Raw genomic sequence first — 13,386 nt, forward strand, 5'->3', positions numbered from 1 at the left:
TTCAAGGCTAGTGGATATCGAGCAGCTCGACCTCGAAGCGGAGGGTGCCGCGGGGCGGGATCATGCCGCGGCCCTGCTCACCGTAGCCCAGCCACCAGGGGATGAGGAGGGTGCGTTTTTCGCCTTTCTTCATGGTGAGAAAAGCCTCGTCCCAACCCTTGATGACCGCGCCGGTGCCGACCCGGAAAACGAAGGGTTGGCCCCGGTCCACGGAGCTGTCGAATTTCCGGCCGTCGAGCAGGTAGCCCTCGTAGTGGGCGACGACCTCGGCGCCGAGGGACGGCGGCGAGCCCGCGCCCGGCGCGCGCACGAGATAGCGCAGGCCGGAGGGACTGGTGTGGGCGGTGTTGTAGTCCGTGCGCAGGACGGCGGCGTCGGCCTCGGAGAGCTGGGGATTTTCCATCATCTGCCGCGTGTACTTGTTGGCCGGCAGGTCGGTGTCGCTGTGGCGGCGGAAGATGCCGGTGCGGGCCTGCCAGGCGATGAACATGAGGAACAGGCCGAGAACGAGGAGAATACCGTAGGTGCGCATGGGAGATTATTTTTTGGCGAGCAGGTCGAGGGCGGCGGCGGTCAGGGTGGTAACGCCGGTCTTGATCGTGGGCTCGGGGAGGGGAGCGAAGTGGGGCGAATGGTTGGAGGGCAGGAGCTGGCCGCTGGCGCGGGCCGCGGTGATGACGGCCGGATCGCTGCCGCCGATCCAGAAGATGCAGGCGGGCACCTTGCGCGGGGTGCGGCTGTAGTGGGAGAAATCCTCCCCGTAGGTGGCGGCTTCACCCGCCAACACCCGTTCCGGGGGCAGCCACTCGCGGAAGACCGCGGTCAGGCGCTGCGTGAGCACGGGGTCGTTGACGGTGACGGGGGTGCGGCTGCCGAAGGCAGCGACCACCGGCAGGCGATCCTCGGGCACGCCGGCGGCGCGGGCGAGGTGCTCGCAGATGCGGCGGATCGAGCCGACGAGCTGATCGGCCACGGCGTCGTCGTAGGAGCGGAGGGTGAGCTGCAGCTTCACCTCGTCGGGAATGATGTTGTGCTTCGTGCCGCCGTTGATGGCACCTACCGTGACAACGGCCGGCGTGCCGGGCACGAGTTCGCGGCTCACGATGGTCTGCAGCGCCAGCACGATCTGGGAGGCGAGCACCACCGGGTCGCGGGTAGAGTGAGGGCGGGCGCCGTGGCCGCCGACGCCGCGCACGGTGATATCGAGGGAGTCCACATTGGCGTAGGTGGGGCCGGAGACATAACGCACGGTGCCGGCCTCGGCATCACCGACATGCAGCGCAAGCACGTAGTCGGGGTGGGGGAAGCGCGTATAAAGTCCATCGCGCAGCATGGCCACGGCGCCGGCGCCGATTTCCTCGGCGGGCTGACCGATGAGAACGAGCGTGCCCGACCAGCGGTCCTTGAGGGCCATGAGCATGCGGGCGGTGCCGATGAGCCCGGTGACATGCATGTCGTGGGCGCAGGCATGCATGGCCGGCGAGTCCGTGCCGGTGAGGGTCTTGGTCGTGCCGGTCGCGGCATAGGGCAGGCCGGTCTTCTCGGTCATCGGCAGGGCGTCCATGTCGCCGCGGATCATCACGGTGGGCCCGGGGCCGTTCCGCAGGACCGCGACCACGCCTGTGTTGCCGACCTGCTCGGTGACCTCGTAGCCGGCGGTGCGCAGTTCCTGGGCGAGCAGGGCGGCGGTGCGGGTCTCCATGAAGGAGAGCTCGGGGTGAGCGTGGAGGTCCCGGTAAATGGCCTCGAGTGACGGGTAGTCGGCGGAGATTTTCCGGGCTACGACGGCTTTCACGTCCTCCGCAGCGACGGAAAGCGCAGAGGGGAGCAGCAACAGGGCGGCGAGCAGGCAGCGGTTCGTCATTTGGGTTCGAGGTGCAGCAGGAGGGCGTCGAGCAGGGCGTCGGTCTGGAGCTTGATGCGCTGGCCAGGGGGCGGCAGGCGGTCGGCGGGTGCGCGTTGGCGCTGGGCCTCGTAGGCCTCGTCACCGGCTTTGAGGGCGGCGGTGATGAGGGCGTCTTTCACGTCGTGCAGGGCGCCACCGTCCCCGAGATCACCGGGGGCGACCGGCCGGCCGAGGAAACGCGGGACCACCTCGTCGCCAATCCAGACGCGCCAGTCATCCTCGCCGAGGTAGGCGACCAGCACACCGGTGCGGGCGACGCCTAGTTTTTCGGCGAGTGTGCGCATGTAGCGGCCGGGGATCTCGTCCTCGGCGGGCGGGGGCGGCTGGGCGGAGAGGCGGCCGACGATCTTCAGGCCGGTGACGCGCTCGTAGTTGGCCAGCTTGTAGTTGAAGTAGCGGGCGCGGGGCGGCTCGGTCGGGAGGATGCCGTCGGGATCGTCGAAGTGCGTGGTCGGGCCTGGTTCCGCGGTGCCGGGGTAGGTTTTGGCCGCGGCGGCCAGGGCGCGGAAGGTGGCCTCGTCGGCCCGGAACGCCTGGGCGGCGGCGCCACGGCGGAGGATTTTCACGCTGAAGGGATCGTCGGGCTTGATCAACGGGAGTACCTCGAGCCCGCGCACGACGCGGCCGAAGACGCTGTGCAGGTAATTGAGGCGGGTGCAGTCGCCGAGGGTGAGAAAGAATTCGCCGCTGTTGGTGTCGGGCCCGCCATTGGCCATGGAGAGGATGCCGGCCTCGGCGTGCCGCAGGCCGGGCACGAGCTCGTCGGGGAAACTGTAGCCGGTATCGCTGTCATCGGGGGCGCGGGGGTTGCCGCTTTGGATGACGAAGCCCGGGACCACGCGGTACCATTTCAAACCGGTGTAGTAGGGTTGGCCGTCGCGGGCGGCGAGCGTGCCCTCGGTCAAGCCGACGAAGTTGGCGACGGTGAGCGGCGCCTGTTGGTAGTGTAATTCCGTCACGAACGCGCCGTGTGGCGTGGTGAACTCGGCATAGAGGCCGTCGGCCAGCTCAGGCAGGGCGTTGGCCGGCCGCGGCGCTTGGGCGGTCAGTCGGGTGGAGGCCGTGACGAGCGCGAGCAGGGCGAAGGCGGTGAGGAAACGCATGGCGGTACCCTAGTCGGGTACGGCGGGTCTGCCAGTCCGGATTGGATCGTTCTCGTTCTCCCGGGTCCGGAGAGAAAGAGAGCGATGAGGAGAACGAACGAGAGGGAAACCTCCCAGCTTAGAGGAACGAGCAGATGTATTCGCAGAGGCCGGCGGGCACCTCGATGGTGAAGCCGCTCTGGCCGGGGACGTCGAAGTACGTGCCGGCGGGGTAATCCTGCGCCGCGGTCGATCCGTCGAGCGTCACGCGGCAGGTTCCGGCGACGATCTCCATGCGCTCGGGGGCGCCGGTGCCGAAGTGGTAGCTGCCGGGATAGATGAGACCGAGGGTTTTTTTCGCGCCATCGGGCATCAGCACGGTGTGGCTGACGACCTTGCCGTCGAAATACACGTTGGCCTTGGTGTGGACGGTGACGCCGGTGAACTGGGTGGGGAGGCACATAAAATATTTTAAGGGGAAAGTTTAAATGAAGAGGAAGGGGGGCCCGGACGGTGAGTCAATCCAGTGATGGGGCGAGGAGTGGCATAGGAGGTGTAAGGCGGGGCATCTTGGTCGGGCGACGGTGGGAGCGCGGGTCGATCGTCCCGCGCTTGGGAAGGGGGTGTAGCGCGGGCGGGAAGGCGGCGGGGCGGCGGAACGAGGGTCCCCTGCGATTCGTCGTCGCGGGAGCGCGGCTGGTCGCAGGGGTCTGCCGGGCGGTCGCAAAACCAAAACTCCGGAGCGCCGGCTGCGTTATTTCCCGCAATGAAACGAATGCGCCTCCCGGTATTCCTCCTCGGTTTGCTGTTGGCCGTCTCGCTCCGGGCGGGCTCGTTGGAGTCGGCGTACCAGGCGCGGGCGATGCTCGGGGCCGACGTATGGTCGCGGGTGGTGCGGATTGAAAACGAGGCGTCAGGACGCGGCAGCCGGTATCCGGCGGAATTCCACGGCCTGGTCGTGGCGTTCGAGGGGATCCTCTGGCTCTACACTGAGTACGACGGCACGCAGTCGATCTCCCGCTATGCCGGCCGGCTGGAGCAGGACCAGGCGGATCTCGGGCCGTTGCTGCAGGCGGTCGAGCCGGGTTTGACGCGGTTCGAGGATGTGACGGCGCCGACCCCGTTCGCGATTCTAGGCCGGCCGCCGCCCTACGCGTGTTTTCCGGCGGCGGTGGCGCGTTGGCAGCAGTTGCAGCGGGAGGCGAAGCCGCCGGCGCGCGCCCGGCTGCTCGCTATTTATCCCGAGGGTCATCGGCAGGGTCACATGGTGCTGGAATACTGGCGCGAGGGGCGGCGTTATGTGTTCGACCCCGCCCGTCCCACAGTGGAACGGGAGCTTTCCCTGCGGCTGACGGAGGATCCGTTGAAGGTGGCGCGGGCGCTGTTTGCGCCGCGCGACGGGAAGCGGCCGGTGCGGGCGATGCACCTCGATCTCGAGGGACCGGGGATCGATGGATCGGGGCAGGGTTGATCCGTTCCGGGCAGCGCCTAGGCGCGCTCCGTGTAAAGCCGGAAGAGGGCCTGGGTGCCGGCATCTTCCCAGCCGCGGGCGGCGACCTGGTCGTAGAGTTTTTTGGCCTGCTTGGTGCCGGGGAGATCGAGCGACATCGCCTCGGCGGCCTCGAGGGCGAGGCGGAGATCCTTCAGGAAATGTTTCACGTAGAAACCGGGCGCGAAGTCGCCCTTGAGTGCGCGAGGGGCGAGCACGGTCATGCCGACGCTGCCCGCGGCGCCTCCGCCGATGCTCTCGAGGACACGCGCGGGATCGAGGCCGGCGGATTGCCCGAAGGCGAGGGCCTCGCACCAGGACATCATCACGGAGGCGATGCCGATCTGGTTGGCGAGTTTGCAGAGCTGGCCGCAGCCTGGGCCGCCGTGGTGGACGATGATGCGGCCCATCAGGTCGAAAAACGGCCGGGCGTGGGCGAAGGCCGTCTCGTCGCCGCCAACCATGATCGAGAGACGGGCCTCGCGGGCGCCGACGTCACCGCCGGTCACCGGGGCATCGAGTGCGGCCAGGCCCTTGGTGGCGGCCGCCGCCGCGATGCGGCGGGCGAGGGCGGGGCTGGAGGTGGTCATGTCGACGAGCACGGTGCCAGGTTTGGCCGCGGCGAGCACGCCGGTGGGATTGAAATAGGTTTCCTCCACATCCTGGGGGAAACCCACGATGGTGAAGACGAAGTCGGCCTTGGCCGCGGCGCTGCCGGGGGTGGCGTGCCAGTGGGCGCCGGCGTCGAGGAGCGGCTGGGCCTTGGCCGGGGTGCGGTTGTGGACGTGCAGGGTGTGTCCGGCCTTGAGCAGGTGTCCCGCCATGCTGCGGCCCATGACGCCCGTGCCGATGAATGCGATCGATGCCATGGAGAGTGAAAGTGAGAGGGAGCGTGCAGGGGGCGAGACGAAAACCGTAGCCCAGACCGCGCGGAGCGCGGGCTCCACCTGTTTCGGTTCACCGTTTTCCGTCTAGACGGGTGGAGGCGGGGGGCGCATCGTCGGGGGCATGTTGATTCTCAACACCCTGGCCCCGGTCTTCCTGCTGATCGCGGTCGGGGCGGGGTTGCAGCGGGGCGGCCTCGTGTCGGCGGGATTTTTGAAGGAGGCGAACCGCGTCACCTATTGGCTGGGGTTGCCGGCGCTGTTGTTTTCTCAGCTGGCTGGATCCGTCCAGCAGGCGGTGGGCGGGGCGGCGCTCATGCTGACGGTCATGCTCGGCGCCACGGCCCTGGTGATTGTCGCGGGCTACGGCGTGGCCGGGCTGATGAAGGTGCCGGGGGCCGCAGCGGGGACCTTTGTGCAAGGCGGGTTCCGGGGCAACCTGGCCTTTGTCGGGTTGCCCGTGCTGTTCTCGCTGCCCGATGCACCGCTGCCGGGTGGAATGTCAGCGCGGACGGCCGCGGTGATCACCGTGGCGCCGATGATGGTCTTTTATAACATCGGCGGGGTGGTCGTGCTGTTGCTGAGCCAGCACCGTCTGGGCTGGGCGATGGTGAAACCTTTCCTGAAGCAGTTGGCCACGACGCCGCCGCTGCTGGCCACGCTGGCGGGCATCGGGTGGGCGGTAATGGGGTGGACGCTGCCGCCGGCGGTGGACAAGGCGCTCTTTGCGCTCGGCGAGATGGCGCTGCCTCTCGGACTTCTCGGGGTGGGCGGCGCGCTCGTGACCGTGAAGCTCGGCGCCGCGTGGCGGACGCCGCTGGCTTCGGCGTTGGTGAAGACGGTTCTATCTCCCCTGCTCGGGTGGGCCGTGGGCCGCGGGCTGGGCCTCGGGGCGGTTGAGTTGAAAATGGTGCTGATCCTCATGGCCTGCCCGACGGCTATCATTTCCTACACGATGGCGCTCGAACTGAAAGGCGACGAGGCGCTGGCCAGCGGGGCGATCGCGCTGAGCGTGCTGGCATCGCTCGTATCGTTGGCGGTGATCGTGGGGTGGATGTGAGGCGACGGGGCGAGGGCGCCCCGGGTCCAGCCGGTTGTAGGGCGGGGTCGCCGAGTACCGCCTTGAACCTGTTAACTCAACCGCACCAAGGCGGGGTTCGGCGACCCCGCCCTACAACAAGGCGGGCGTTACGGGATGCGCAGCTCGGTGCCGATGCGGAGGACGCCGTTGGGGCCGAGCTTGTCGGCGTTGGCGGTGTAGATTTCCTGCCAGCGGGTGGCCGAGCCGTAGTAGCGCTGGCTGATGCGCGAGAGGGAATCGCCGCTGGCCACCACATGGATCCGCGCGCCCGGGGGTTGGACCGGGGCGGCGGGGGCAGTGACAGGGGAGGCCGGGGCCGGGCCACCGGCGTTGCGGGACAACATCGTCTTCAGTTGGTAGTTTTCCTGGGCCAGGACGGCGTTGGCGCCTTGGAGCTGCTGGGCGAGGGTGCGGAGGCCGGCGGCCTCGGTGCTGGATTGGCCGGTGGAGCGCTGCAGGGCGGCGAGGGACTCGCTGAGGCGGGCGACCTCGGCCTGGGCGTTGACCGCGGTGGTTTCCACCTGCGCGAGCCGGGCGGCGAGGGCATTGCGCTCGCCAGCGAGGGTGGTGGCGCTGTTGGCGGCCTCGTTCTGGTTGGCGGCGGCGGTGCGCAACTGCTCGATTTCCGAGGTGAGGGACGTCACCTGACGGGCGAGGGAGTCCTTCTCGGCGGCGATCGCCGCCGCGGATTCGCTGGCGCGATTCTGCAGGGCGTCGCGCTCCTTCTCGAGGAGTGAGTAGCCACGGAGAGCGGTGGCGAGCTTGTCCTCGGTATCCGCGAGGCGCTGCGCGAGGGCCTCGTCCGGAGCGGCGGCCGGCGCCGGCGCGGTGGTAATCTGGGCCTGGGCGGCAATCAATTGGGATTCCAGCTCAGCGACCCGGCCGGAGAGATCGGGATAAGCGGGGGTCGAGGCGGCCACGGGGCGGGCCAAACGGGCTTCGAGTTCGGCGACACGATCGGAGAGGTCGGGGTACGCGGGGGTGCGGCGCGCGTTGCGGGCGGCGGCCAGTTCGGCTTCCAAGCTGGCGACGCGGTCCGATAGATCGGGATAGGCCGGGGCGGCGGGCCGGGCGGCTTGCAGGCGCTCGACATCGGCCTCGAGCTGGCCGATCCGGAGGGTGCGTTCGGAATCTGTGTTGGTGCGGGCGAGCAGGGTGGCCTGCAGCGCCTGCAGATTGGTCGCGGCCTCGTCCGCGACCTGCGTGAGCCGGGCGATTTCCGCGCGGGCGGTCTCGGCGCCGGTGGTGGTTTCCGCGAGTTGGGTCTCGAGTTCCTTCACGCGCGCGGTGGCGGCGGTGGTGTCGCGCATCTGGCGGCCCGCATCGGCGAGGAGTTTCTGCATGCGCTCGCGATCGGCGCGGAGCTGGGCCACTTCGCCGGCCAGATCGCTCACGCGGGTCGAGAGCTCGTCGCGTTCGCGGCGGAGCTGGGCGTCGTCGGACTTGGCCGGGGCGGGGACTTCGGCGAGCTGGCGTTCGAGCGCTGCTTGCGCATTTTCGGCGGCGACCAGCTGGCGGGCGGAACCGGCCAGGGCGGATTCGAGCTCGGTGACACGGGCGGAGAGGTCGGGATAGGCCGGGGCCGACGGCGTGTTGGCGGCCTGCGCGAGTTGTGTCTCCAACTCCGTCACGCGGCCCGAGAGATCGGGATAAGCGGGGGCGACGGGTTGGCGGGCGGCCGCCAGGGCGGATTCCAACTCGGCGATGCGATTGGTAAGCGCGAGCTTGGCCGCGGCTTCGTCGGCCTGGGCCTGGGCCAGCGTGGCCGATGCTTGCTGCGCACGATCAGCGGCGCTGGTGGCGGCCGCGAGCTGGGATTCCAGTTCGCTGATGCGACCCGACAGATCAGGATAGGCGGGGGCGACGGGCTGGCGGGCGGCGGCGAGCTGCGTTTCGAGCTCGGTGACGCGGCCCGAGAGATCGGGGTAGGCCGGGGCCGCCGATTGGGCCGCGGCCAAGGCGGTCTCGGCCTGTTGCTGGGCGGCGAGCGCGGCGTCGCGGGCGCGGCTGGCGTCCAACGCCGTGGCGACGAGGCCGGCTTTTTCCTGCGCGAGCTTGTCAACCGTGGTTGCGAGCTCGGCCTTGGCCGTGCTTTCGGCGCTCAGGCCGGACTGTGCGGCGGCGAGTTGCTTTTCCAGGGTGGACACCTGGCCGGAGAGGTCGGGGTAAGCCGGGGCGGCGGACCGGGCGGCGGACAATTGGGATTCCAGCTGGGCCACGCGTTCCGACAAGTCAGGATAGGCGGGGGCCACGGGCTGGCGGGCGGCGGTGAGATCGGTTTCGAGCTGGGCGACACGGTCGCGCAAGTCGGGGAAACCGGGGAGGGCGGGTTTCGCCGCGAGCTGATCCTTGAGGGTGGCGACCTGGGTGCGAAGTTGGGCGGCCTCGTTGCCGGCGGTCTCGGCCTGCCGGCGGAGGGAAGCCTTGTCGGATTCGAGCAGTTTGACGCTGGACTGGAGGGTGGTGCGCTCGCGGAGGGCGGCGGTGGTCGTGCCCTTGTAGTCCTCGAACTGCCGGGCGAGCGTGTCGCGGGATTTCTCGGCCTCGGCGCGGGCCTCGGTGAGCGTGGTGGTCTCGCGCTGGCGGAGGGCGGCCTCGGCGGTGAGGGCGGCGACGCGGGCGTCGAGTTCGCGGAGGCGGGGGGTGGCGTTTTCCGCGGCTTCCTGGGCGCGCGTGAGAGCGAGGGTCTGGGCGCGGGCGTTCTCGCGGCTGGCGGTGAGTTCCTGTTCCAGGGTGGCAACGCGGCCGGAGAGGTCGGGGTAGGCCGGAGTGGCGTTGCGGGCGGCGGTCAGCTGGCCCTCGAGCTCGGTGACGCGACCGGAGAGATCGGGATAGGCGGGCGCGACGGGTTGGCGGGCGGCGGTGAGATCGGACTCGAGCTGGGCCACGCGGTCGCGGAGATCAGGATAGGCCGGAGCCTTGGGCTGGTTGGCGGCGGCAAGGGCGGATTCGAGCTCGGCGACCTTGCCGGAAAGATCGGGGCGCGCGCTGAGCTTGTCGTTGGCCTGGGCGAGGGCGGCCTTGGTGGCGTCGAGTTCGCGGGCGAAAGTGCGTTGGGCGGCCTCGCTGCTCTGTGTCTGGCTCGCGAGCTGGGATTCCAGTTCGCGCACGCGGACGGTGAAGTCGGGGTAGGCCGGGGCGGCGTTGCGGGCGGCAGTCAGCTGGGTTTCGAGCTCCGTGACGCGACCGGACAGGTCGGGGTAGGAGGGGGCCTTGGGTTGGCGGGCGGCGGTGAGATCGGACTCGAGCTGGGCGACGCGATTGCGGAGATCAGGATACGCCGGGGCCTTGGGCTGGTTGGCGGCGGCGAGGGCGGATTCCAGCTCGGCGACCTTGCCGGAAAGATCGGGACGCGCGTTGAGCTTGTCGTTGGCTTGGGCGAGAGACGTCTTGGTGGCGTCGAGTTCACGGGCGAGGGTGCGCTGGGCGGCCTCGCTGCTCTGCGACTGGCCGGCGAGCTGGGATTCCAGGTCGCGCACCCGACCGGACAGGTCGGGGTAGGCCGGAGCGGCGTTGCGCGCGGCGGAGAGGGCGGATTCGAGGTCGGCAACCTTGCCGGAGAGGTCGGGGTAGGCCGGGGCGGCGGCCGCGGCCTGGGTCAGGGCCGCGATGCGGGCGTCCGCGCGGGTCTGGGCGGCGGTAGCCGCGGCAAGGTCGGAGGTGCGGGCGGTGAGTTCCTGTTCCAGCGTGGCGACGCGCGGGCGCAGATCCGCATAGGTGGGTTTGGCGGCGAGATCCTTTTCCAAGGCGGCGACGCGGTCGCGCAGGTCGGGATAGGCGGGTTTGGCGGCCACGCGGGCCTCAAGTTCCGTCACGCGGGCGCGGAGATCGGGGTAGGCGGGGGCGACGGGCTGGCGGGCGCGGGAGAGTTCCTGTTCCAGGGTGGCGACGCGGCCGGAGAGATCGGGGTAGGCCGGGGCGGCGTTGCGGGCGGCGGTCAGCTGGCTCTCGAGCTCGGTGACGCGACCGGACAGATCGGGATAAGCGGGGGCCTTGGGTTGGCGGGCGGCAGTGAGATCGGACTCGAGCTGGGCGACGCGGTCGCGCAGATCTGGATAAGCCGGGGCGGCGGAGCGGGCGACCAGCTGGGCCTCGAGTGCGGCGAGCCGGGTCTGGGCGGCGGTGAGATCGCGCAGGTGGGTGGCGCGGGCCTGCTCGGCGGCACGCAGGGAGGACTCCAGCGTGGCGCGTTGGTCGGTGACCTGGTTGAGGGTGGATTCAACCTGCCGGCCGAAGCCCTGGGCGGCGACGAGTTCCTGTTCCAGGGTGGTGACGCGGTCGCGCAGGTCGGGGTAGGCGGGGCCGGCGGGCTGGCGGGCGACGGCCTCACGAGCGGAGCGCAGCTGCGCCTCGAGGGTGGCTTTCTCGTCGTTGACGCGGTTGAGGGTGGCCTCGACCTGTTCGCCGAAGGCGCGGGCGGCCGTGAGTTCGGCGGCGGCGGCCTGGGTCGCGCGGGCTTTTTCCTCATTCACGCGGTTGAGCGTTTCCTCGACCTGGCGACCGAAGGTACGGGCGGATTCGAGTTCAGCCTGCACTGCCTGCAATTCGCGGTTTTTCTGGTCGAGGGCGGCGGCATCGGCGGCGGGGCGGGGGGCGTTCTCGAGGGTGGTCACGGCCAGGCGGGCGGTGTCGAGGGCGGCGGTGAGCTCGGCGACGCGCGCTTCCGTGGTACGGATCTGCGTCTGCAGGGTGCGGCTCGCCTCGGTGGCGGCCCGGGCGGCGTTTTCCTGCTCAGTGGAAAGGCGGAGGAGGCGGTCGCGCTCGGCGCGGAGATCCGCCATGTCGCCGGCGATCGAGTTGAGCCGGGAGGCGAGCGCATCGCGCTCGGCCTGGAGCCGGGTCAGCTCGCGGTCGTCACGGTCGGTCGCGGCGGGGCTGGTGGGGGCGGCGGGCTCGGACGGCGTGGGCGCGGGCGCGCGCGCGGGGAGTTCTTCCGCAGCGGTCGCGGCGGGCACGGTCGCGGCCGGGCGGGCCGGGGTAGCGGGACGAACCCCGAAAGCAGTGCGGCGCTCGGCGAGGCGAGCCTGGGCGGCGGCGAGGGAGTCGCGATCGAGGGCCGCGGACAGGTTGTCGAGCGCGCGACCGCGGGCGCCGTTGTCGCGGGCGAGGGAGAGCCACACGTAGGCCTCGATGGGATCGCGGGCGATGCCGCGGCCCTCGGCGTAGGCCAGGCCGAGGTTATATTGGGCGATACCGTTGCCGCGCTGGGCCTTGGCGCGCAGGGAGGCGACTTCGCCGCTCTCCTGGGTGAACGCAAACGGGGTGGCGAGCACAACAGCCAGCAGCAGGGCCGGCAGACGGAAAGTTTTCATACGGCGCACAACGGATTGGGAGGTCGGGCAGGATTGCCGGACCGGGGCCGGGCTGCAAGCCCCGCGGTGGGCGGCCTGTAAAAAAATTCGTGATAAACCCGGGCGGGTCTTTTCAGGCCCGCGCGCGGACGATGGCGGCCTGCCACTGGGCTTGGAGCCGGCGGACTTGTCGGGCCGGAGCCTGCGGGCGGAAGGTGCGCCCGGCGGTCCAGAGGCGGGCGATCTCGGCGCGGTTTTTCCAGAAGCCGGTGGCGAGGCCGGCGAGGTAGGCGGCGCCGAGCGCGGTGGTCTCGATCGTGCGCGGACGGATGACGGGCACGCGGAGGAGATCGGACTGGAACTGCATGAGGGCGGGATTGACGGTCGCCCCGCCGTCGACGCGGAGCTCGCGCAGCGGGTGGCCGCAGTCGGCCTGCATGGCGCCGAGCAGGTCGGCGCTTTGGTAGGCGATGCTTTCCACGGCGGCGCGGGCGAGGTGGCCGGCGGTGCTGCCGCGGGTGAGGCCGGTGATCAGGCCGCGGGCGCCGGCGTCCCAGTGCGGGGCGCCGAGCCCGGCGAAGGCGGGGACGAGGTAGACGCCGCCGTTGTCGGGGACGGTGGCGGCCAGGCGCTCGATGTCGGCGGACTGCGCGATGAGGCCGAGGCCGTCGCGGAGCCACTGGACGACGGCGCCGCCGATGAACACGGAGCCCTCGAGGGCGTACTCGGTTTGGCCGCCGATGCGCCAGGCGATCGTGGTGAGCAGGTTGTTTTTCGAGGCGACGGGTTTCGACCCGGTGTGGAGGAGCAGGAAGCAGCCGGTGCCGTAGGTGTTCTTGGCCATGCCCGGTTGCCAGCAGGCTTGGCCGAAGAGGGCGGCCTGTTGGTCGCCGGCGATCCCCGTGATCGGCACGCCGCGGAGGGCCGGCACGGTGGAGACCTCGCCGAAGAAACCGCTGCTGTCGCGGACCTCGGGGAGGACCTCGGGCGGGATGCGGAGGAGGCGGAGGAGTTCGGGGTCCCAGGCGGCGGTGCGGAGGTTGAGCAGGAGAGTGCGGGAGGCGTTGGAGACGTCGGTGGCGTGAACGCGGCCGCCCGTGAGTTGCCAAAGTAGCCAGGTGTCGACGGTGCCGAAGGCGAGTTCGCCGCGTTCCGCGCGCCGGCGGGCACCGGGTACGTGGTCGAGGAGCCAGGCGAGCTTGGTGCCGGAGAAATAGGGATCGAGGAGCAGGCCGGTTTTGCGGCGGAAGAGCGGCTCGAGGCCGGCGCGCTTCAGTTTCGCGCACGCGGCCGCGGTGCGGCGGTCCTGCCAGACAAGCGCGCGGTGGAGCGGCCGGCCGGTGCGGCGGTCCCAGAGGAGGGTGGTTTCGCGCTGGTTGGTGAGACCGATCGCGGCGATGTCGCGCGCGGTGAGGTTCGCCTCGGCGAGGGCGGCGAGGGCGGTGCGGCGCGTGGAGGTCCAGAGATCGCGCGGGTCATGCTCGACCCAGCCGGGCGACGGAAAGTGCTGGGGAAATTCCTGCTGTGCGGAGCCGCGCGCGCGACCGCGGCGGTCGAAGACAATGGCGCGCGACGAGGTCGTGCCTTGGTCGAGGGCGAGGACGCAGCGGGGCATGGGGTGGGGAAGAAGAGACCTGAGACTTGAAACCTGAG

At 70.4% G+C, this 13,386-nt stretch carries 9 protein-coding genes; 2 read left to right on the plus strand and 7 right to left on the minus strand.

The window, feature by feature from the left end:
• Window positions 1-7: 7 nt before the first annotated feature.
• From Verru16B_RS07180 to ppnP, 4 genes are all read right to left on the minus strand, one after another.
• Window positions 8-532 (minus strand): FKBP-type peptidyl-prolyl cis-trans isomerase, encoded by a 525-nt coding sequence (locus Verru16B_RS07180; protein ID WP_069961640.1) that lies wholly within the window; start codon window positions 530-532, stop codon window positions 8-10.
• 6 nt (window positions 533-538) lie between these two features.
• On the minus strand, window positions 539-1,864 hold the full coding sequence (locus Verru16B_RS07185; protein WP_069961641.1) for an amidohydrolase: 1,326 nt from the start codon (window positions 1,862-1,864) through the stop codon (window positions 539-541).
• Complete coding sequence (locus Verru16B_RS07190; protein WP_069961642.1) at window positions 1,861-3,009, minus strand: peptidylprolyl isomerase; 1,149 nt, start codon at window positions 3,007-3,009, stop codon at window positions 1,861-1,863. The genes Verru16B_RS07185 and Verru16B_RS07190 overlap by 4 nt, the downstream gene beginning before the upstream one ends.
• Window positions 3,010-3,127: 118 nt before the next feature.
• Window positions 3,128-3,451 carry a pyrimidine/purine nucleoside phosphorylase gene (ppnP, locus tag Verru16B_RS07195; RefSeq protein ID WP_069961643.1) on the minus strand — a complete coding sequence of 108 codons (324 nt, stop codon included), beginning with the start codon at window positions 3,449-3,451 and terminating at the stop codon, window positions 3,128-3,130.
• Between the two features lie 303 nt (window positions 3,452-3,754).
• Between ppnP and Verru16B_RS07200 the strand changes: the two genes are divergently transcribed.
• Window positions 3,755-4,459 (plus strand): hypothetical protein, encoded by a 705-nt coding sequence (locus tag Verru16B_RS07200; protein ID WP_157772320.1) that lies wholly within the window; start codon window positions 3,755-3,757, stop codon window positions 4,457-4,459.
• A gap of 17 nt (window positions 4,460-4,476) precedes the next feature.
• Here Verru16B_RS07200 and Verru16B_RS07205 read toward each other — a convergent pair whose 3' ends face one another.
• Window positions 4,477-5,346 carry an NAD(P)-dependent oxidoreductase gene (locus Verru16B_RS07205; RefSeq protein WP_069961645.1) on the minus strand — a complete coding sequence of 290 codons (870 nt, stop codon included), beginning with the start codon at window positions 5,344-5,346 and terminating at the stop codon, window positions 4,477-4,479.
• Between the two features lie 139 nt (window positions 5,347-5,485).
• Between Verru16B_RS07205 and Verru16B_RS07210 the strand changes: the two genes are divergently transcribed.
• Window positions 5,486-6,421, plus strand: coding sequence for an AEC family transporter (locus Verru16B_RS07210; protein WP_069961646.1), 936 nt, complete (start codon window positions 5,486-5,488; stop codon window positions 6,419-6,421).
• A 128-nt stretch (window positions 6,422-6,549) separates the two neighbouring features.
• Here the strand turns inward: Verru16B_RS07210 and Verru16B_RS19160 are convergent, their stop codons facing one another.
• Both Verru16B_RS19160 and glpK read right to left on the minus strand, forming a co-directional pair.
• Window positions 6,550-11,754, minus strand: coding sequence for a LysM peptidoglycan-binding domain-containing protein (locus tag Verru16B_RS19160; RefSeq protein ID WP_069961647.1), 5,205 nt, complete (start codon window positions 11,752-11,754; stop codon window positions 6,550-6,552).
• Window positions 11,755-11,866: 112 nt separating this feature from the next.
• The gene (glpK, locus tag Verru16B_RS07220; protein ID WP_069961648.1) at window positions 11,867-13,348 is read right to left on the minus strand and encodes a glycerol kinase GlpK; all 1,482 of its coding nucleotides are present in this window, start codon (window positions 13,346-13,348) and stop codon (window positions 11,867-11,869) included.
• Between the last annotated feature and the right edge of the window lie 38 nt (window positions 13,349-13,386).

Source organism: Lacunisphaera limnophila (genome assembly GCF_001746835.1).
In the GTDB taxonomy this organism is placed as follows: domain Bacteria; phylum Verrucomicrobiota; class Verrucomicrobiia; order Opitutales; family Opitutaceae; genus Lacunisphaera; species Lacunisphaera limnophila.